Below are 19,554 nucleotides of genomic sequence, written 5' to 3' on the forward strand. Positions count from 1 at the left end.
CGTTAGCTATATCAGCATCCCGGGCTCGCGGGAAGGCCCGCCCCCAGAACTCGGAACCACGCCGGCAGACCCTGCTTCTACAATCGCGGGCACTGACCCCCTCGCCCGAAGGAAGCCGATGACCAGCGTCGAAGAACCTGCACGGCCCGTCGGGCGCATCCGCGACGCCGCCCGGACCAAGGCCGAGATTCTCGACGTGGCGACCCAGGAGTTCTCGCGCGCCGGCTTCGCCGGTGCCCGCGTCGACGAGATCGCCGCCCGCACCCGCACCACCAAGCGGATGATCTATTACTACTTCGGCGGCAAGGAGCAGCTGTTCACGGCCGTTCTGGAGCGCGCGTACTCCGTGATCCGGATGGCCGAACAGGAGCTGGACGTCGAGCACTTGGACCCGGTCGCGGCCATCCGCAGGCTCGCCGAGCTGACCTTCGACCACCATGAGGCGCACCCGGACTTCATCCGGCTGGTCAGCATCGAGAACATCCACGAGGCGGAGCACATAGCCGCGTCCGAGGAGCTCGGGAAGATCGGTTCGCCCGCGCTGGAGGTGATCCGCCGGATCCTGGAGACCGGCCGGAAGTCGGGGCTGTTCACGGCCGACGTCGACGCCGTGGACCTGCACGCGATGATCAGCGCGTTCTGCTTCTTCCGGGTCTCCAACCGGCATACCTTCGGCGCCCTCTTCGGCCGCGACCTGGTCGCCCCCGACCAGCGGGAGCACTACCGGACCATGCTCGGCGACATGGTCATCGCCTATCTGACGGCGGACCGCACGGCGGACTGAGAGCCGGAGCACCGGCACCCCGTGCCCCGCCCCGCTCCCCCGCTCCGGGGCCGGGGTGGGGCACGGCCGGGCACGATCCTTCAGTACGGCCTCTTGACACCCGGGAAACGTGGGCGCAACATCCGTAGCCATCCGCTACTAACTATCCAGTGGGTTAATTAGCCGGACGCGCAACGTCGAGCGGACTTCCTACCGTCAAGCAGACTCGTCGCATCCGGCACGGCCGCCCCGTACACCCCCAGGGCCCCGGCATCTCTCCCCTCCGCCACTCCGTCACTCCCGTCCCCGGAGTTCCCTCGAAGGAGCACGCCGTGTCTGTCCCCGCCGTCCCGCTCGACGCGCCACCCGGCCAGCCCCGGAAGGCCGCCATGGCCGCCTGGATCGGCAGCGCCCTGGAGTACTACGACTTCTTCATCTACGGCAGCGCCGCCGCCCTGATCTTCCCGAAGGTCTTCTTCGACGCGTCGGACCCGGCCACCGCGACCCTCCTCTCGCTGGCCACGTTCGGCGTCGCGTACGCGGCCCGCCCGGTCGGCGCGCTCTTCCTCGGCCACTTCGGCGACCGGGTCGGCCGCAAGAAGATCATGGTCTTCACGCTGATCCTGATGGGCCTGTCGACGTTCCTCATCGGCTGTCTGCCCACCCGCGCGCAGGTCGGTGGCCTCGCCCCGGTCCTGCTGGTGCTCTGCCGCGTCCTCCAGGGCATCTCCGCGGCCGGTGAGCAGGCGAGCGCCAACTCCATGACGCTGGAACACGCGCCGCCCGGCCGCCGGGGCTTCTTCACCAGCTTCACCCTCAGCGGCACCCAGGGCGGCCAGCTTCTGGCGACCCTGGTGTTCCTGCCGGTCGCCGCGCTGCCCGAGGACCAACTGCTCTCCTGGGGCTGGCGCGTGCCGTTCTGGGCGAGCGTCGCGGTCGCCGTGGTCGGCCATGTCATCCGCCGCACCCTCCAGGAGACGCCGGCCTTCACCCGGCAGGCCGCGAGCGAGGGCGTTCCCAAGCTGCCGCTCCTCGTGCTCCTCCGCGAGCACTGGGCGGACGTCCTGCGGGTCGTCGCGGGCGCGCTGATCGCCTCGGTCAGCACGATCTTCACGGTGTGGGCGCTGGCGTACGGCACGAGCGACTCGGTCGGACTGTCGCGCCCGCAGATGCTGTGGGCGGGCGCGCTCGCCAACGTCGTCGCCCTCGGCGCGATCCCCGCCTGGGCCACGCTCTCCGACCGCATCGGCCGCCGTCCGGTCTATCTGATCGGCGCCGCGGGCAGCGCCGTGCTGATGTTCGCCTACCTGTGGGCCATATCCACGGGCTCGTACCCCCTCGTCCTCCTCTTCGGCATCCTCGCCTTCGGTGTCGTGTACAGCGCGGCCAACGGTGTCTGGCCGTCCTTCTACGGCGAGATGTTCTCCACCCGCGTCCGGCTCTCCGGCATGGCGATCGGCACGCAGATCGGCTTCGCCGTCGCCGGGTTCGCGGTCACCTTCGCCGCGCAGATCGCGGGCCCGGGCGGCGACGGCTGGCCGGCCGTGGCACTGTTCACCGCGGCGCTGTGCGTCCCGCCGGTGATCGCCGCGCTCACCGCCCGCGAGACGCACACGGTGCCGACGGAGGAACTGGGCGAGCGGGCGCCCCGGGACGCCGCGAAGCGCGAGACCGTGACCGCCTGACCGGTCTGACCGTCTGACCGCGTGCTCCGTACCCCGGTCGTTCGCGTCCCCCGGCAGCCCCAGGCTGTCGGGGGACGCCGCCGTTCTCAGGCGGGCGCGGTCGGGGCACAGTTGACAGCTGACGTTTTCGGCATGAACATCGGCCGGAACAAGCAGAAAGAGACAGCGCGGTTACACAGAGCCACTCCGCGCACCCCGGCCGGGTTCAGGGGCGGCCGGTGTGCGCGGAGATCCCATCGAACCCCGGCGCACCGTTCGGGCCCCGTCCAGCGGGCTCAGCGTCCGCGGGGGATGCCGTACGCGCGCTCCACGTGGAGCCGTAGGACGAGCCGGCCGTCACTGACCATGGCGGCCCGGTAGTCGTCCCAGTCGGGGTGCTCGCCCCGGACGGCCCGGTAGAGCCGCACCAGTTCTTCGACGGTCTCGTCCTGGGGATCCCGGGCGACGGGGGTGAGCTCGGCGGTGCCCTCGGCGACCGTGTACGCCCACCGGTCCTCGGCCGTCACGTGGTACGAGGCGCGCGGGTCCCGGCGCAGATTGCGGGTCTTGGCGCGGTCGTCCGTGATCGAGACCCTGACGATCCGCTCGTCGGGATCGTAGGCGTGGTTCACGTTGGACAGCTGGGGCCTGCCGTCCTTCTTGAGGGTGACGAGCACCCCGCCGTCGTACTCGGAGAGCAGCTTGAGCAGTGCGTCCTGCGTCGCGTCCTGAGTCATGTATCGCTCAACCCCGGGGAACGCATGGCCATTCCCGTCACGTAGACATCGTCTACCGGGATCGGTAGACAGCGTCTACAGAGACTGGTAGACAGTGTCTATGAGTGAAGCGGAGACAGGGCTGCGGGCCCGATTGATCGAAGTGGGCGTGGACCTGGTGACCAGGGAGGGCGCGCAGGTGCTGACCCTGCGGGAGATCGCCCGTCGCGCCGGCGTCTCCCACGGTGCCCCGCGCCGCTACTTCCCGACCCATCTGGAACTGCTCTCCGCCATCGCACGCCGGGGTTTCGCCGACCTGGGGGCCCGGGCGACGGAGGCGCTGAGCGACGAAGGAGCAAGCCCCCGAGCCCAGTTGGCGACGCTGGGGAGGGTCTACCTCGATTTCGCCTTCACCCAGCCCGGAATGTACGAACTGATGTTCCGTCATGATCTGCTGGAGAGCGGGCGATGGGGGCTCAGGGAGACGAGTCTGCCGCTGTTCGGCGTCCTGGTGGACCTGGTCGGCCGGGCGAGCCCCGAGGCCGACGCCACGCTCGTGGCGAGCGCCCTGTGGGCGAACCTGCACGGCATCGCCCAGCTGTGGGGCTGGGGCAGCCTCCAACTCGCCACGGGAGCGGAGGACTTCGTACCCCTGTTGGATGCCGCGCTGGACGCGCACCTCGGGCCGGAGGAGCGGTGAACCCCTCGGCGCGGCGCCGCCTCACGCTGGCCAACAGCGTCGTCGGGGCCGTGATCGTCGCGCTGGACGGAACCGTCCTCACGGTCGCTCAGCCCACGCTGCGTCGCGACCTGGACGCGTCGTTCGCGCAGGTGCAGTGGACCAGTACCGGCTATCTCATCGCGGTGGCCAGCCTGTTGGTGTTCGCGGGGCGTCTCGGGGACCGGTACGGCCACCAACTGGTCTTCGCCGTGGGAATGGTGGGGTTCGGGGCGGCGTCGGCGGGGATCGGTCTGGCGCCCGACATCGGCTGGGTGATCGGACTGCGGGTCGCCCAGGGGGTCTTCGGCGCGCTGTCGCAGCCCGCCACGCTCGGGATGCTGCGCGCGGCCTACCCGCCCGACCGGCTCGGCATGCCCATCGCGCTGCGCACCAGCGCCATCGGTCTCGCGGCCGCCGCGGGTCCCCTCCTCGGCGGGGCGCTGGTCACCCAGCTGGGCTGGCGGCCCGTCTTCTTCCTGAACGTCGTACCCGCGCTCGTCATGGCCGCCCTGGCCCTGACCGTCCGGGACGCGCCCCGGGACAGAGGCTCGGCGACCGGACTCGACCTGCCCGGCGCGGCGCTGCTCGCGGTGGCCCTGGTCGCCCTGGTGCGCACGCTCGTCGTGCTGCCGCAGACCGGCCGGCCCACGGGGACCGTGCTCGGGGCGCTCGTGGCGACGGCCGCGGCAGCCGTGTTCGTCCGGCACGAACGGCGCGCGGCGAGCCCGCTGGTGCCTCCCGGCCTGCTCGGCTCCCCCACGGTCGGCGCGGCGCTCGGCACCCTCGTGTGCGCCTGTGCGGCGGTGTTCGGCACACTCTTCGTCAGCACCTACTACCTTCAGGACGTGCTCGGCCTCGACCCCCTCCAGAGCAGTCTGCGCGCGCTCCCGCTGGCCGTGACGATGGTGCTGGGCGCGCCGGTCTCCGCCGTACTGCTGCGCCGCCACGGCCCGCGCCGCACGACCGGGACCGCGATGCTGCTGATCCTCCTCGGCGTCCTGCTGCTGTCCCGGCTCGACCGCGCCTCGAGCGACCTCGCGATCGGCGCCGGATTCCTGCTCCTGGGCGCGGGGTTCGTCGCCGTGATGGTGAGCGCGACGGCCGTCGTCGTGCGGTGCGCGTCCGCCGGGTCGGCCGGGGTGGCGGGCGGACTCCAGCAGACCGCGATGAACATCGGACCGGCGGTCGGGGTGGCCGTCGCGACCACGCTGGTCGGCCTGGCCGGCGTCGACATGGGCCCCGCGCTGACCGTCCTCGCGGCCCTCACGGCGGTCGGCGCGCTGTCGGCGCTGCGGCTCCCGGGCCGCGGCGACGCACCGGTCGCCGACCGGCGACCCGCCGCTCACCCACCCACCGACGCCGCTGGCAAGGTCCGTACGAGACGATGAGGGCGAGCGAGACGATGAGGGCGAGCGAGTCCGAGAGCCGCAGTCCGGAGGAGAACCATGGGACATCTGCGACAAGAGGTCGAGCCGAGCGAGGCCGGCCTTGATCCGAAGGCACTGGCCCGCCTGGACCAGCACTTCTCCCACCTGGTCGACGACCTCCGGCTGCCCGGCTACCTCGTGTCCGTGTCCCGGCACGGCCGGGTCGCGCACCTCACCACGTACGGCCACCGCGACCGCGAGGCCCGACTCCCCGTCGAGACCGACACCTTGTGGCGGATCTACTCGATGACGAAGCCGGTCACCTCGGTCGCCGCGCTGATGCTCCTGGAGGAGGGCCGCTTCCGGCTCGAGGACCCCGTCGCCCGTTTCCTCCCCGCCTTCGCCGATCCGCGGGTGTACGTCAGCGGGTCCGGCGCCGACATGAAGACCCGGCCGGCCGAGCAACCCCTCCTGATCCGGCACCTGTTGACCCACACCTCGGGTCTGACCTTCGGCTTCTACCACTCCCACCCCGTCGACGCGCTCTACCGCGACGCCGGTCTGGAGTCGTCGGTGGCGCCGGGAACGGACCTGGCCGGCACCTGCGACGTGTACGCCGGGCTGCCCCTGCAGTTCGAGCCGGGCACCGAGTGGAACTACTCGGTCTCCACCAATGTGCTCGGCCGCCTGATCGAAGTGGCGTCGGGGCAGGACCTCGACGAGTTCCTCGCCGAGCGGATCTTCGGGCCGCTGGGGATGGCGGACGCCGGGTTCCGCGTCACCGACGAGCAGGCCGGGCGGCTCGCCGAGCTCTACGGCGAGGACACCGAGGGCCGCATCACCCCGATCGCCGGTCTCCCTCTGCACGGCCGCCCGCGCTTCCTCTCCGGGAGCGGCGGCATGGTGGCCTCCGCGCACGACTACCACCGCTTCATGGAGATGCTCCGCCGCCGCGGCGAACTCGACGGGGCCCGGCTGCTGAAGCCGGAGACCGTGGACACGATGGCCGCCAACCACCTCCCGGGCGGCGCCGACCGCCGCGCCTTCGGCAGCGCGCTGCACCGGGAACCCGGCAACGCGGGGCTCGGCTTCGGGCTCGGGGTCTCCGTCGTGGTGGACCCCGGGATCACCCGGTCGCCGTCCAGCGAGGGCGCGTTCGGCTGGAGCGGGGTCGCCAGTACGACGTTCTGGGTCGACCCGCGCCACGATCTGACCGTGCAGTTCTACACCCAGGTCCGCCCGACCTCGTCCCACTCGATCTATCCCGAGCTCAAGCGGCTCGTGCACGAGGCGGTGCTCGACTGAGCCCGGCTACCCCGCGCGCAGGGTGAAGGGCACTCCCTCCCGGGCGAGTTCGGCCAGCCACTCCTCGGACCGCTGCGCCGTCTCCGCGGCGCGGCCGAGGCCGGGCGGGAGTGAACCGTCCAGAATGTGGCGGACCCCGAGGGCGAGCGTGCGGGAGACACAGCGGGCCATGGCGCTCTCCTCGGCGGTGCCCACGAGGTCGAGGAGGTAGCGCCCCGACCAGGTCGCGCCGGAGCCGCCGCGCACGTCGAGCGAGACGGCGAGGACGACCCGGTCGCGGTCCGCGTCGGTGGTCGGATAGGTCTTCGCCAGCTCCTGGGCGAGGGCGGCGATCCGCCGGTCGTCGCCCGCCTTCAGCTCCTCGAAGACCGCGTCCCAGGCCCGCAGCCAGCCGTCGAGACGCAGGGTGCCGCGCGCGAACGTCTCCGGCTTCCAGGTGCCGGGAAGCCCGTACTGCTCGACGAACGGCACGCTGTCGCGGTTGGGATAGACCTCGAAGGCCTCGCCGTCGATCAGGTGCGGGCGGGTGGCCTCCCAGGGGCGGTCCGCGGTGGTCTCGGTGCCGTCCGCCACGTAACGGGCGGGTGAGCGGAGAGCGTTGAGCACGCCCGCGGGAGCCCAGCTGAAGCGGTACTTGAAGTCGTTGGGCACTGCGGGGATGCCGCCGCAGTACGAGGTGAGGCGGTACGAGGCGGCCGACTCGACGCCGATCGCGGCCTCGGCCCGGGCGATCAGACTGTGCGCGAAGAGGTGGTCGATGCCCGGGTCGAGCCCGCACTCGGTCAGCACCACCACTCCCGCCGCCTCGGCCGCGGACACCTGGTCGAGGACCGCGTCCGACACATAGCTGGAGCAGGCGAAGTGGGCGCCGCGCTCGACGCAGACGGCGAGCAGCGGGGCGTGTTCGGGTACGGGCAGCATGGAGACGGCGACGTCTCCGGGGGCGAGCTCGGCGGCGAGCGCCTCCGGTGTGTACGCGCGGGGCTCGGCCCGCCCGGTCAGGCCCAGCGTCTCCAGGCTGCGCGCGGCACGCTCCTCGGTGCGGTGCCACAGGCGTACGCGGTCGGCGGCGTCGCAGGTCGCGGCGAGACCGCTGCCGGTGGACAGGCCCGCGCCGATCCAGTGGACGGTGCCGCTCGCGGCCGTCACCTCAGACATCACGCGACTCCCCTTCCTCTGCTTTCTCGGCTTCCTCTGCTTTCTCTACTTCCTCTGCTTCCCCGGCCTCCTCTGCTTCGAGGGCGCGGCATGCCTCGTGGAAGCGGTCCAAGCAGCGCCCCCACGGTGCGCCGACCCCGAACTCCAGCAGCTGGGGCAGCAGCGCCGCCGAGAAGTCGACGCTCGCCTCCAGCGGCAGCAGCGACGGCAGATTGTCGATGGCGATCAGGTCGAGGGCGGGCCGCTCGCGGATGCGGCGGGCGGGATGCGTCCAGTCCGTCGTGGTGTCGTAGATCGGCAGCACGTTCAGGGGGGAGCCGACGTCGCAGGTGACGTCGCACAGCGTGCGCAGCCGGCGGCCGGGCTCGTCGAGGTCCTTGTCCGTGAGGAAGGGCGGGATCGGCCGGGTGGTGAGCACGGTGTTGACCATCAACTCGTGCGCCAGCAGCGCCGGTCGGTCCAGCTCACGGGTCTCGGCGAGATCCCAGCAGGTGGGCTCGGCCCCGGCCACGCCCAGCGCCACGCGGGCACCGCGGCCGCTGCGGCCGAGCGCGCCGATGACGAGGGCTCCCAACTCCCCCTTTTCGGAGGCGAGTTCGGCGTCCAGGTCCTCCTTCGACATCGGCCGCAACGGAGCCTTGAGGCTGCCCCGGTGATGCAACACCGCCAGGGCGGCACCCAGGTATCCGGCCCAGTAGCCGAACGCGGCGAGCCTGCGCCCGTCGTCGTGGACCAGGTACTCGATGTCCAGCAGGGCCCCGCCCCCGGCGACGAACCTGCGGAGCAGGGCGGCGGCCCCCGGCTGCCGCTTGTAGGCATGCCCGAAGAAGACATGGCGGTGTGTCAGTTCGGGTGGCCCGTCCGGGAGTTCCTTCAGGCCCACGACGACCGCGTCCGGCGGCGCCGACACCCAGGAGCCTGCCTCCGCGACCCGGCACCCGGCGTCCTCGTACGCCTCGATGGGGAAGACCCGCTGCGGCGACTCCTCGACCGTGAGCGTCGCGCCGCTCTCGACGAGCCGTCGGGCGTCCGAGGGCACGATCGGGGTACGCCGTTCGGTCGTACGGGTCTCGTGGCGCAGCCACAAGTGGAGCTCGGTCATACGAGGTTGACCTCCGGGCGCGGGGCGTCGGCGGTGAAGCGCTCGACGCTCAGGGGGCTGATGTCGACGAAGGGTACGCGGCCCAGGTACAGATCACGGATCACCTCGCCGACCGCCGGTCCCTGGAGGAAGCCGTGGCCCGAGAAGCCGGTCGCGTACAGGAAGCGTGAGCACGAACGTGCCTCGCCGATCAGGGCGTTGTGGTCCGGAGTGATCTCGTACAGGCCCGCCCAGCCGCCCGTCCGGCGCAGGTCGAGCAGGGCCGGGGCGCGGCGCTCCATCGCCTCGGACAGGCGGGGGATCCAGCGGTCGTGGGCGGTGGTGGCGAAGCCGGGGATCTCGTCGGGGTCGGACATGCCGAGGAGGAGGCCGGGGCCCTCCGTGTGGAAGTAGAGGCTGGTGGTGAAGTCGATGGTCATGGGGAGCTCGGGCGGCAGGCCCGGGACGGCTTCGGTGACGGCGATCTGGCGGCGCAGCGGCTGCACCGGCAGGTCCACGCCCACCATCGCGCCGACCGCCCGCGACCAGGCACCGGCCGCGCAGACGACCGTGTCGGTGGCGATCCGCCCCTGGCTGGTGACGACCGCGGTGATCGCGTCGCCGCGGGTCTCGATGCCGGTGACCTCGCGGTGCCGCAGCAGGGTCGCGCCGTGCCGGCGGGCCCCGGCCGCGTAGCCCTGGACGACGGACTCGGGCGTGCAGTGCCCGTCGTCCGGGGAGAAGGCCGCCGCCAGCAGCCCGTCGGTGGAGATCAGCGGGGAGAGTCGCCGCGCCTCGGCCGGGTCGATCAGGCGGCTGGGCACCCCGAGCGCGTTCTGCAGCCGTACGCCGTCCTCGAAGGCGGCGACCTCCTCGGGCGTGGAGAGCAGGAACAGATAGCCGACCCGGTGCAGCCCTATGTCCTGGCCCGGCTCCTCACCGAAACGGGCGAACGCCTCCAGACTCCGGGCACCCAGCTGGATGTTCAGCTCGTCGGAGAACTGCGCCCGGACCCCGCCCGCGGCCCGTGAGGTGGACCCGGAGGCGAGTTCGTCGCGCTCGACGAGCACCACGTCCGGTACGCCCGCCCGGGCCAGGTGGTAGGCGATGCTCGTGCCCATCACCCCGCCGCCGATGACGACGACCCGCGCGCTCCCGGTCATCGGCGCGCCTCCCGGGCACGAGCGGCCTCGATCACGGCCCAGGCCGCGGCGGCGTCCTGGATGCCGAGCCCGACGCTGTTGTAGAAGACGATGTCGTCGGGGTGGGTGCGGGCCTGGTGGCTGCCGGTGAGGACGCCGCCGAGCGGGATCAGGCCGGCGCGGGTGAGTACCGCGTCCCGCAGCGCGTCCACGATCGGTCCGGCGTGCTGCGCCGCCGTCTCCGGGTCGTCGACCACGACCGCCGCCGCCCGCCGTACGACCTCCGTGTCGACCTCGCTGCGGGTGGGCTCGAAGGAGCCGACGCTGACGACCGTGCACCCGGGCGCCAGCCAGGCGCCCCGTACGACGGGTGTACTGCTGAGCGTGCAGGCGGCGACCATGGGCAGGCCCGCGACGGCTTCCTCCGCCGTGTCGACGGCCTTGGTCGCGACCCCGAGTTCCGTCGCGAGGCGCCGCGCCGCCCGCGCCCTTCGGGCCGGGTCCGGGCTCCAGACCCGTACGGACCTGAGGTCCCGCACCCGGGCGACGGCCCGCGCGTGGGCGAGGGCCTGGGTGCCGGAGCCGAGAAGGCCGAGCTCCGCGCTGTCGGCGGTGGCCAGCGCGTCGAGAGCGACGGCGCTCGCCGCGGCTGTGCGCAGGGTCGTGACCGCCGTACCGTCCATGACGGCGGTGAGCTGCCCGGTCACCGGATCGAGCGCGTTGATCACGGCGTGCACCGTCGGCAGCCCGGCCGCCGTGTTGGCCGGGTTGACGCTGCCGAACTTGGCGACGGCCCCGGTGTCCGCGGACAGCCGGGCGAGGTAGGCGAAGACGACGCTGTCGTCGAATCGGCTGGGGTGCATGATTTTGCCGGGAAGCTCGGCGGTGCCGTCACCGAGCGCGGTGAACGCCGCGCGCTGCGAGGCGATCGCCGCATCGGTGTCCAACAGCTCCGTCACCCGGTCCCGGGAGAGGTACAGGACGTCGTCGGTCATTCCTTGTACCTTTCCCCGCGCGCACCTCTCTCACCACAGCCGACGCCTCCGGGTGACGTCCCCTCGGGCGCCCGCGCTCAGGAGGAGTGCGAGACCACCACGTCCAGGTGCGGCAGGAAGTGGTCGAGACGCTCCCGCTTGGTGCGCAGATAGGTGATGTTCTGCGGGCACGGCGGTATGAGCAGCGGGACCTGCTCGGCGACCTTGATGCCGTTGCGCTGGAGCGACTCCCGCTTGCGCGGGTTGTTCGAGAGGAGGCGTACGGAGCGGACGCCGAGGTCGTGCAGGATGTCCGCCGCGACCCGGTAGTCACGGGCGTCGACCGGGAGGCCGAGGGCGACGTTCGCCTCGACGGTGTCGAGGCCCTCCGACTGGAGCTTCATGGCCTGCAGCTTGGCGAGCAGGCCGATGCCGCGGCCCTCGTGGCCGCGGAGGTAGACGAGGACGCCACGGCCCTCCGCGACGATGGCGCGCAGCGCGGCGGCGAGCTGGTCGCCGCACTCGCAGTGGGTGGAGCCGAAGGCGTCCCCGGTGAGGCACTCCGAATGGAGCCGGGTGAGGATGCCGTCCTTCGTGGCGTCTTCACCGCTCTTGCCGAGGTCGCCGACCTCGCCGTAAACCAGGGCCACTTGCTCCTCTCCGCGATCGTGATCCAGGAAGCCGACCGCCTGGAAGTCGCCGTACACGGTGGGCAAAGGGGCATTCACGACTCGTTCGACACCTGTGAGGCGTGCGGTCCCGGCGAGTACTCCAAAGTTATCTGTCATGATCTGGTTCCTAAGCAGAGTCGAAAGCAGAGTCGAAAGGCCGTGAAACATGAGTGGTTCGGAAACGCGCTCGGCGGTATCCGGTCTGTTGCCGGCGGACACCACGGAGGATGTACGCGAGCGGGGGGCCGGTGTCGCCCGTGAGGTCGCCGTGCTTCCCGTCGGGAGTTTCGAACAGCACGGTGCCTACCTTCCGTTGGCGACGGACACCCTGGTCGCGTGCGCCATCGCGGAACGGATCGCCGCCGCTCATCCGGTCCATCTCCTTCCTCCGGTCACGATCTCCTGCTCGCACGAGCACGCGGCCTGGCCGGGTACCGTCAGCATTTCCGCCGTCACGCTGCACGCGGTGGTACGGGACATAGCCGCATCGCTGCGCCACTCCGGCGTCGACACCCTGGTGCTGGTCAACGGTCACGGCGGAAACTACGTGCTGGGCAACGTGGTTCAGGAATCCGTCGGAACCGCTACGCGTATGGCGCTTTTCCCGGCCATGGAGGACTGGGAGGCGGCGCTGGAACGGGCAGGCGTGGAGACCTCGTTGCTCACCGATATGCACGCCGGTGAAATCGAGACCTCCATTCTTCTGCACACGCATCCTGAATTGGTCCGGCCCGGTTACGAGACCTCCGATTTCGTCGCGGACGACCGGCGTCATCTGCTCACCCTCGGAATGGCCGGCTATACCGAGTCCGGCGTCATCGGCCGTCCCTCGAAGGCGTCCGCCGAGAAGGGGAAGGAGCTCCTGGCGGGGCTGACCGAGGCCTTCGGGGCGTACTTCTCCTTGGTGACGGCGAAGACGCTGCCCACTGCCTCCGACGCGACCCCGGCCAAGGGGACTTCCGGAGTGTGAACTTCGGCGGTCTCTGACGGTCGGCATTGATCGTGCCCTCCTGCGTTCTCCTGCCGGGGGCGCCGCAGCGCCGCGAACCACCGGACGACCAGGACCGCGACGCCGGGCAGGGCGGCGGCGAAGCTGAGCACTCCGTAGATCACCGCGACGCTCAGGCCCATGCCGGCGCCCAGCCCGGCGGCGCCGAAGGCCCAGGCCATGACGCCTTCCCTGGGGCCCCAGCCGCCGATGTTCAGCGGCAGGCCCATGGCGAGCAGGGCCAGCAGGGCGAGCGGCAGCAGTACGGTGGCGGAGGCGTGGGATCCGGCGACGCGGGCCGCGAGCAGGAACATCGCCAGATGTCCCGCCAGCACCACGACCGACGAGATGAGCACGCCCGGCCAGTTGCCGCGGGCTAGCAGCGCGCCGCGCGCCTCGGTGAGCGCGGCGCGGACGGCTCCGTAGCGCCGGGACGAACCGGACGAGGTTCTGCCCCTGCGGACCGCGCCCGCCGTCACGACGACCCCGCACACCGACACGATCGCCAGGATCAGGGCGAGATGGCGTGCGTCCGTGAGGACCGGTGACGGGAAGGTGAGCAGGACCACCGCTCCGACGGCCACCAGGACCGCCTGGCCCGCGGTCCGTTCGAGGACCACGGCGCGTACGCCGCGGCCGACGTCGCCGGTGCTCTGGCCGTGTCGTACGGCGCGGTGCACATCGCCGAGGACACCGCCGGGCAGCGCCGCGTTCAGGAACAGCGCGCGGTAGTAGTCCGCGACGGCGCCGCCCAGCGGCAGCCGGATCCGCAGCCCCCGTGCCACCAGGCACCAGCGCCAGGCGCTGAACACGGTTGTCAGCAGACCGAGTCCCAGCCCGGCCAGCAGGGTCGGGCCGTCGACCCGCCGCAGCCCGTCCAGGAAGACACCGGTACCGAGCCGCCAGAGCAGCACACCGAGGATGAGGACACCGGCGACGGAACCGATGTGCGTGCGCAGCGAGCCCCCCTTGCGTCGGGCGGGGGTCGCTTCGGCTTCCTGCCCGGCCGGGGACGTCTCGGGGTCGACGTGCGGCGCGGCGGCCGTGTTCCGCCCGCCCTCGCCGGGCGGCGGTACGACGGCGAGCCTGCCGCGGTCGGCCTCCACGGCGGGGCGGGGACGGAGGAGCTCCGTCACGCCGCGGGCCGGGACCACGTTCGCCGCATCCTCAGCGCGCGGCTCACCCGCCTCGCCACCGGTCGGTGCCGTATCCGCCGGACTTACGTCGCCGTGCACCGGGACCAGATCCGCGTCGGCGTGGACCCGGACAGCGGTCGCCGTACCGCGCGGGCCGGACGTGCCCGCGTCCGCGCCGACCGCCTGCGCCGTCCCCGCCCCGGCGCTCACGCCGCACCGCCCGTCGGCCGCGGCAGCGCCAGTACGTCGCTGTGGTGGACCCGTACGCGCAGCTCACCCGCGGCGCAGGCGGCGAGGCGGGACTGCAGATACGACTCTGCACGGGCCGCCAGCTCGGGCCGCTCCTCGACGGCCGCGCCGACCCAGCCGCGCAGCCACTCCGCCGTGAGGTCGGCCTCGTCGGCGCCGAGCCGCCAGGCGCTCGGATGCACCCGTACCGTCGCGCCATGCCGGTCGAAGGCCTCGCAGGCCGCCGTGATCGCGTCGGGGCCGAGCAGTTCCCCGCGCCGCTGGTGGGCGTTGAACGCCTCGATGAACTCGGCGTCCAGCGGATCGGCCGGTGTGAACTCGACGCGCCCCACGACGGAGAGCGTGAGCAGGGCCGGCACCCCGGCGCCCGCGCAGGCTGCCGCGAGCCGGTCGATCTCCTCGCGGGTCAGCACGTCGAGCAGGGCGGACGCCGTCACCAGTGACGCCCCGGTCAGCGCGTCCGCGGTCAGCCGGCCGATGTCACCGCGCTGGGTGGTGACCGTGACCCGGCTGCCGTCGGCGGCCGCGTGCGGTGCGCCCACGGTCGCGAAGTGCAGCAGATAAGGGTCCCGGTCGTGCAGGATCCAGTGCTGGGCGCCGTCGAGCCGGGGGGCGAGCCAGCGGCCCATGGAGCCGGTGCCGCAGCCGAGGTCGTGGATCACCAGGTCGCCGGCGCGGCCCGGCCGGTTCGCCAGCCGGATGCGCAGTGGGTCGAGCAGTTCGGGCGCCCGTGCGGCGGCGTCCGCCGGCTCCCGCAGCTGGAGCCACTGGGGGGCGTAGCGGGGCACGTCGTCGTCGGGCGCGCTCGCACGCTGCCCCGGAACCCCGGACACACCACCCTGCACGTCCACCTCCGACACGCCCTGTTCCGGAACTCCCGACGGAGTCGCAGTCATACTCATGCCGCCCTCCGAGGCTGCTGCGGAATACGTCCGAGCACACCGGCCAGGCTGCGGGCGGTGGTCGCCCAGCCGTCCAGCGCGGCCCGGCGACTGCGCGCGGCGGCCTTCAGCCGGCGACGCACATCGGCCTCGCCGAACCAGCCGCGCAGTTCCGCGGCGAGCGCCGCCGGGTTCTCCGGGGGTACGAGGATGCCGGGGACGCCGCCGTCGGGCGCGCGCCCGACCGCCTCGGGGAGACCGCCCACGTCGGTCGCCAGCACCGGGATCCCGCGCGCGAGCGCCTCGGTGACGGCCATGCCGTACGTCTCGGCGTAGGAGGTGAGGACCATGAGGTCGGCCGCCGCGTAGCTCGCGTCGAGTTCCGCGCCCGCCTGCGGTCCGGCGAGGTGCAGCCGGTCGCCGAGCCCGTACTTCTCGATCAGGGCGCGCAGCTGGGCTACGTACGCCGGGTCCTGGGTGAGTCCGCCGACGCAGACGCAGCTCCAGGGCAGGTCGGTGACGGTGGCGAGGGCCTCGATCAGCCGGTGCTGGCCCTTGCGCGGGGTGACCGCGGCGACGCACAGCAGCCGGGAGACGCCGTCGGTGCCGGAGGCGAGGGGCGCGATGTCGGCGCCCGGGGCGGCGACATGGACCCGTTCCGGGGCGAGCCCGTGGTGGGCGACCAGCCGGCGGACGGCCCAGTCGCTGGTGGCGACGACGGCGGACACGGCCCGCAGCGTCGTCCGTTCCTTCGCGTCCAGCTCGGCGGCCACGGCGGGCGCGAGCCCGGTCTCGTCGCCGAGCGGCAGGTGCACCAGGACGGCGAGACGCAGCCGTTCGGCCTCGGGGACGATGATTTCGGGGACGCCGCAGGCGACGAGCCCGTCGAGGAGGACGACCGCGTCGTCCGGGAACTCACTGAGCGTGCGGGCCAGCTCCGCACGGGCGGAAGCCGACGGCCGGGGCCAGCTGCCCGCGACGGCGTGCCTGTGGACCTGCCAGCCGAAGCCGGGCAGGTCGAGGCAGAGCCGCCGGTCGTAGGCGTTGCCGCCGCTGGGCGCGGACGCGTCGTCGACACCGCCCGGCATCACGAAGTGCACGGAGCGCAGGGACATGGGGATGATCTCGGCGTTCTTGAGAGCCGTGTGCTGCACGGGCACGTAGTTCAGGGATGCCTGGTCGCCGTTCGCGGCCGCCGGGCCGGTCTTCGCAGTCGTCTCGCCGGTCTTCGAGGACACCTGACCGGTCTTCGAAGACGCCTCGTCCATGGTCGTGTCGGTCACAGCGCACGCTCGTAACTCGCCCAGGCGATGTGCGACTCGTGCAGGGTGACCGTGATGCCCGCGAGGCCTTGGGCACCCTCACCGAGGGCCCCCGCGTGCACGCGCTCGGCGAGGCGGTCGGCGATGACCTTGGCCAGGAACTCCGTCGAGGTGTTGGTGTTCTTGAAGTCCGGTTCGTTGTCGAGGTTGCGGTAGTTCAGCGCGCTCACGACGGCGCCGAGTTCCTGCGTGGCCAGACCGATGTCGACGACGATGTTGTCGTCGTCCAGCTCGGCCCGGCGAAACGTGGCGTCCACCAGGAACGTCGCCCCGTGCAGGCGTTGCGCGGGCCCGAAGACCTCGCCACGGAAGCTGTGGGCGATCATCAGGTGATCGCGGACGGTGATGCTGAACAACGGACGACCCTCCAGGTGCGGCACGTCTGATCCCCTGCCGGGACCATGCCGTGTAGTACGGCTGCCCCGTTCTCCTTGTTCAGCTGCCTGTTCCCCTTTCTTTGCCGTCTTTGGAGGTCAGGCAGGCTGTTCAGTGCTCAAACGTCTTCGTAGACGACGCGATGGCACAGGCCGGGTATCGATCCGGAGGCCAATTTCGGCATCACGTCGGGCAGTTCGTCGAAGCCGCACTCACCGGTGACGAGCGCGTCGAAGGCGGGCTCGGCGAGCAGTTCCAGGGCGAGCGCCAGCCGATCGGCGTACGTCCGGCTGGCGCGCCGCGCCGGGGAAACGGAACCCACCTGGCTGCTGCGCACGACCAGGCGCCGCGAATGGAAGGCCTCGCCCAGCGGCAGGCTGACCCGCCGGTCGCCGTACCAGCTCATCTCCAGGACGGTGCCCTCCTGGGCGAGGAGCTCCAGCGACCGGGTGAGCCCGGCCTCGGTGGCGCTGGCGTGGACGACGAGGTCGCACTCGCCGGCGGCGTCCGCGGGGAGCGCGAAGTCCACGCCCAGGGCGCGGGCGATGTCGGCGCGCGCGGGATCGGCGTCGACGAGCTGGACACGTACGCCCGGGAAGCGGGCGAGGAGCGCGGCGACGGAGCAGCCGACCATGCCGCCGCCCACCACGGCGATCCGGTCGCCGACCAGCGGGGCCGCGTCCCACAAGGCGTTCACCGCGGTCTCCAGGGTCCCGGCGAGCACGGCGCGCGGGGCGGGGACGGAGTCCGGTACGACGGTCACGGCGCTCAGCGGCACGACGTACCGCGTCTGGTGCGGATACAGGCAGAAGACGGTCCGGCCGCGCAGACCCGCCGGGCCTTCTTCCACCTGGCCGACGCTCAAATAGCCGTACTTCACCGGTGCGGGGAAATCCCCGTCCTGGAACGGTGCACGCATCGAAGCATGCTGACTTTCCGGAACGCCGCCGCGGAAGACGAGGGTCTCGGTGCCCCGGCTCACCCCCGAGTAGAGCGTGCGCACCAGCACCTCCCCCTCGGCGGGGGCCGGCAGGGCGACCTCGCGTATCTCGGCGTGGCCGGGCGAGCTGAGCCAGAAGGCACGAGCTGTGAGTTCCATGAGCGTCCCCCTGAACGATTCAGCAGATCTTCACGTACGGAGCAGTGACAAGCCGCGCACTGTACGCGGCGTTGATCGACTCTGTCATACGGCCGGAGGATGTGCGGTGGCCCTGAACAACACGTACGACGCGAGGCTCTTGGCGCAGGAGACCACGGTGGGAGCGGGTCTGCAGCTCCTGGTGCTGGCTCTGCTGGGCACGGCGATCGGGATGGGGCCCGCGGGCTGGCTGACCGGTCTGGCCTTCGCGCTCGCCACCTGGGCGGTTCTGACCCGTGCCCTGCGTCGCTCACGGCCCCGTTCCTTCGGACCCGCCAATCGGGTGACACTCGGCCGCGCCATCCTGGTCGGCGGGGTCACCGCCCTGGTCGCGGACTCCTTCGAGAGCTCGCCCCCGGTCAGCCTGCTCGTCGGTCTCACCGCGGTCGCCCTGATCCTCGACGGGGTGGACGGCAAGGTCGCCCGTCGCACCGGCACCTCGACCGCGCTGGGCGCCCGCTTCGACATGGAGGTGGACGCGTTCCTGATCCTGGTGCTGAGCGTGTACGTCTCGATGTCGCTCGGCCCGTGGGTGCTGCTGATCGGCACCATGCGGTACGCGTTCGTGGCGGCGGCCCGGGTGCTGCCCTGGCTGAACGCGGCGCTGCCGCACAGCATGGCGCGCAAGACCGTGGCGGCCCTTCAGGGGATCGTGCTGCTCGTCGCGGGCGCCGGGATCATGCCCCTGGAGGGCAACGCCGCCGCGGTGCTCCTCGCGCTCGCCTCGCTCATCTGGTCGTTCGGCCGCGACATCACCTGGCTGTACCGCCACCGCCACCCGGTCGGGGAGCGGATGCAGGCGCAGGAGCAGCAGGTGCGGGAGCAGGAGCAGCAGGTGCGGGACGGCGTCCGCGAGCTCGTCGAAGCCTGAGGCCGCGGCGGCCGGGTTCAGCGCCGCCGTCCCCTGGCGCCCACTGCCCGGCGCCGCGTAGAAGATGGTGCTGCGCGGGTTCCGGTAGCGGGTCCACATCGCCTGTCGGAACCGGTTCGGTCGCGAATGTTCCCACCTCACCCGGTTCGAGGGCGTGCTCGCCGTCACCGTGGACGGACGTGCCATCACCGACCTGTCGGCACTGACGGTCAATCAACTCCGGCAATTTGTAGGGCATTTGGAGCTGGCGGGCTGGGAGCGGTCCGGCCGAAGGCGGATACCGACAACCACGTCCCCTCTACGGCGCCGGCCAAACGTCGCACCTCGCCCACAAGGTGCCCGGCCGCCAACGCGCGATCACCGGCGTCGAGGAGATCGACAAGGTGGTCCAGGCCGACCAGTCCGCGTCCGGCCGCAGCCCCGTCGAACCCGGCGACGGCACCATCCAGGTCGGGACGACCTTCCTCCCTGACATCTACGTGCCGTGTGAGGTGTGTCACGGAGCGCACTACAACCGGGAGACCCTGGACGTACACTTCAAGAGCAGGTCCATCGCCGACGTACTGGGCATGACCATCGAGGACGGCCTGGATTTCTTCGCGGAACACGCGATCATCTCCCGGCACCTCAGGACGCTCCATGACGTGGGTCTGGGCCATGTGAAACTCGGCCAGCCCGCCACGACGCTCTCCGGCGGCGAGGCACAACGCGTCAAGCTCGCCACCGAACCGCAGAAACGCACCAAAGGTAGAACCCTTTACGTCCTCGACGAGCCGACCACCGGCCTGCGCGTCGACGTCCGCCAACTGCTGGACGTGCTCCACCGACTCGTCGACCACGGCGACTCGGCCGTCGTCATCGAGCACGGCCTCGACGTGATCAAGACCGCCGACCGGATCGTCGCCATGGGTCCCGAAGGCGGCCACCGCGGCGGCAAAGTGATCGCCGAGGGCACACCCGAACAGGTGGCGGCCCAGCCTCGGTCCTACACCGGGCAGTTCCTCCGACCGCTTCTGGAGAGGAGTTGAGCGC

Annotated in this window: 17 protein-coding genes and 2 pseudogenes; 8 read left to right on the plus strand and 11 right to left on the minus strand. The window is 71.9% G+C overall.

The window, feature by feature from the left end:
• Positions 1 to 118 precede the first annotated feature (118 nt).
• A complete protein-coding gene (locus ACIQTP_RS07045; protein ID WP_403397060.1) occupies positions 119 to 784 on the plus strand; it encodes a TetR/AcrR family transcriptional regulator in 666 nt (221 codons plus the stop codon).
• Positions 785 to 1,095: 311 nt separating this feature from the next.
• Positions 1,096 to 2,448, plus strand: a complete 1,353-nt coding sequence (locus ACIQTP_RS07050; protein WP_403397062.1) for an MFS transporter — start codon at positions 1,096 to 1,098, stop codon at positions 2,446 to 2,448.
• A 275-nt stretch (positions 2,449 to 2,723) separates the two neighbouring features.
• Here ACIQTP_RS07050 and ACIQTP_RS07055 read toward each other — a convergent pair whose 3' ends face one another.
• Entirely contained in the window at positions 2,724 to 3,164 is a 441-nt protein-coding gene (locus tag ACIQTP_RS07055; RefSeq protein ID WP_402047511.1) for a PPOX class F420-dependent oxidoreductase, read from the minus strand.
• 100 nt (positions 3,165 to 3,264) lie between these two features.
• Between ACIQTP_RS07055 and ACIQTP_RS07060 the strand changes: the two genes are divergently transcribed.
• From ACIQTP_RS07060 to ACIQTP_RS07070, 3 genes are read left to right on the plus strand one after another with little or no spacing between them, the layout of a single operon-like run.
• Complete coding sequence (locus ACIQTP_RS07060) at positions 3,265 to 3,843, plus strand: TetR/AcrR family transcriptional regulator (RefSeq protein WP_403397065.1); 579 nt, start codon at positions 3,265 to 3,267, stop codon at positions 3,841 to 3,843.
• On the plus strand, positions 3,840 to 5,252 hold the full coding sequence (locus ACIQTP_RS07065; RefSeq protein ID WP_403397068.1) for an MFS transporter: 1,413 nt from the start codon (positions 3,840 to 3,842) through the stop codon (positions 5,250 to 5,252). Before ACIQTP_RS07060 ends, ACIQTP_RS07065 begins: the two co-directional genes overlap by 4 nt.
• A 57-nt stretch (positions 5,253 to 5,309) precedes the next feature.
• The gene (locus ACIQTP_RS07070; RefSeq protein WP_403397070.1) at positions 5,310 to 6,536 is read left to right on the plus strand and encodes a serine hydrolase domain-containing protein; all 1,227 of its coding nucleotides are present in this window, start codon (positions 5,310 to 5,312) and stop codon (positions 6,534 to 6,536) included.
• 6 nt (positions 6,537 to 6,542) lie between these two features.
• Here the strand turns inward: ACIQTP_RS07070 and ACIQTP_RS07075 are convergent, their stop codons facing one another.
• The 5 genes from ACIQTP_RS07075 to ribA form a co-directional block, all read right to left on the minus strand.
• A complete protein-coding gene (locus ACIQTP_RS07075) occupies positions 6,543 to 7,694 on the minus strand; it encodes a saccharopine dehydrogenase family protein (RefSeq protein ID WP_403397073.1) in 1,152 nt (383 codons plus the stop codon).
• The gene (locus ACIQTP_RS07080) at positions 7,687 to 8,796 is read right to left on the minus strand and encodes a saccharopine dehydrogenase (RefSeq protein ID WP_403397074.1); all 1,110 of its coding nucleotides are present in this window, start codon (positions 8,794 to 8,796) and stop codon (positions 7,687 to 7,689) included. The genes ACIQTP_RS07075 and ACIQTP_RS07080 overlap by 8 nt, the downstream gene beginning before the upstream one ends.
• On the minus strand, positions 8,793 to 9,938 hold the full coding sequence (locus tag ACIQTP_RS07085) for an NAD(P)/FAD-dependent oxidoreductase (RefSeq protein WP_403397075.1): 1,146 nt from the start codon (positions 9,936 to 9,938) through the stop codon (positions 8,793 to 8,795). The genes ACIQTP_RS07080 and ACIQTP_RS07085 overlap by 4 nt, the downstream gene beginning before the upstream one ends.
• Positions 9,935 to 10,912 carry an ornithine cyclodeaminase family protein gene (locus ACIQTP_RS07090; protein ID WP_403397077.1) on the minus strand — a complete coding sequence of 326 codons (978 nt, stop codon included), beginning with the start codon at positions 10,910 to 10,912 and terminating at the stop codon, positions 9,935 to 9,937. Before ACIQTP_RS07090 ends, ACIQTP_RS07085 begins: the two co-directional genes overlap by 4 nt.
• A 77-nt stretch (positions 10,913 to 10,989) precedes the next feature.
• Positions 10,990 to 11,679, minus strand: coding sequence for a GTP cyclohydrolase II (gene ribA, locus ACIQTP_RS07095; protein WP_402047487.1), 690 nt, complete (start codon positions 11,677 to 11,679; stop codon positions 10,990 to 10,992).
• A 49-nt stretch (positions 11,680 to 11,728) separates the two neighbouring features.
• On the opposite strand from ribA, the gene ACIQTP_RS07100 reads away from it, so the two are divergent.
• Positions 11,729 to 12,532 carry a creatininase family protein gene (locus ACIQTP_RS07100; protein ID WP_403397079.1) on the plus strand — a complete coding sequence of 268 codons (804 nt, stop codon included), beginning with the start codon at positions 11,729 to 11,731 and terminating at the stop codon, positions 12,530 to 12,532.
• A gap of 167 nt (positions 12,533 to 12,699) precedes the next feature.
• Here the strand turns inward: ACIQTP_RS07100 and ACIQTP_RS07105 are convergent.
• From ACIQTP_RS07105 to ACIQTP_RS07125, 5 genes and pseudogenes are all read right to left on the minus strand, one after another.
• Positions 12,700 to 13,896, minus strand: a pseudogene (locus ACIQTP_RS07105) (lysylphosphatidylglycerol synthase transmembrane domain-containing protein); the annotation flags it as partial.
• Positions 13,893 to 14,831, minus strand: a complete 939-nt coding sequence (locus tag ACIQTP_RS07110; RefSeq protein WP_403397299.1) for a class I SAM-dependent methyltransferase — start codon at positions 14,829 to 14,831, stop codon at positions 13,893 to 13,895. The gene ACIQTP_RS07110 and the pseudogene ACIQTP_RS07105, both read right to left, overlap by 4 nt.
• A gap of 2 nt (positions 14,832 to 14,833) precedes the next feature.
• Positions 14,834 to 16,099, minus strand: a complete 1,266-nt coding sequence (locus ACIQTP_RS07115) for a glycosyltransferase family 4 protein (RefSeq protein WP_403397082.1) — start codon at positions 16,097 to 16,099, stop codon at positions 14,834 to 14,836.
• Positions 16,096 to 16,494, minus strand: a complete 399-nt coding sequence (locus ACIQTP_RS07120) for a 6-carboxytetrahydropterin synthase (protein WP_060900963.1) — start codon at positions 16,492 to 16,494, stop codon at positions 16,096 to 16,098. Before ACIQTP_RS07120 ends, ACIQTP_RS07115 begins: the two co-directional genes overlap by 4 nt.
• A 137-nt stretch (positions 16,495 to 16,631) precedes the next feature.
• Positions 16,632 to 17,612, minus strand: a complete 981-nt coding sequence (locus ACIQTP_RS07125; RefSeq protein ID WP_403397084.1) for a dehydrogenase — start codon at positions 17,610 to 17,612, stop codon at positions 16,632 to 16,634.
• A gap of 106 nt (positions 17,613 to 17,718) precedes the next feature.
• Here ACIQTP_RS07125 and ACIQTP_RS07130 point away from each other — a divergent pair, with 106 nt between their 5' ends.
• Positions 17,719 to 18,522 (plus strand): CDP-alcohol phosphatidyltransferase family protein, encoded by an 804-nt coding sequence (locus tag ACIQTP_RS07130; RefSeq protein WP_403397086.1) that lies wholly within the window; start codon positions 17,719 to 17,721, stop codon positions 18,520 to 18,522.
• 326 nt (positions 18,523 to 18,848) lie between these two features.
• Positions 18,849 to 19,550 (plus strand): annotated as a pseudogene (locus ACIQTP_RS07135) (excinuclease ABC subunit A); the annotation flags it as partial.
• Between the last annotated feature and the right edge of the window lie 4 nt (positions 19,551 to 19,554).

Source organism: Streptomyces sp. NPDC090798 (assembly GCF_044768965.1).
Taxonomy (GTDB): Bacteria; Actinomycetota; Actinomycetes; order Streptomycetales; family Streptomycetaceae; genus Streptomyces.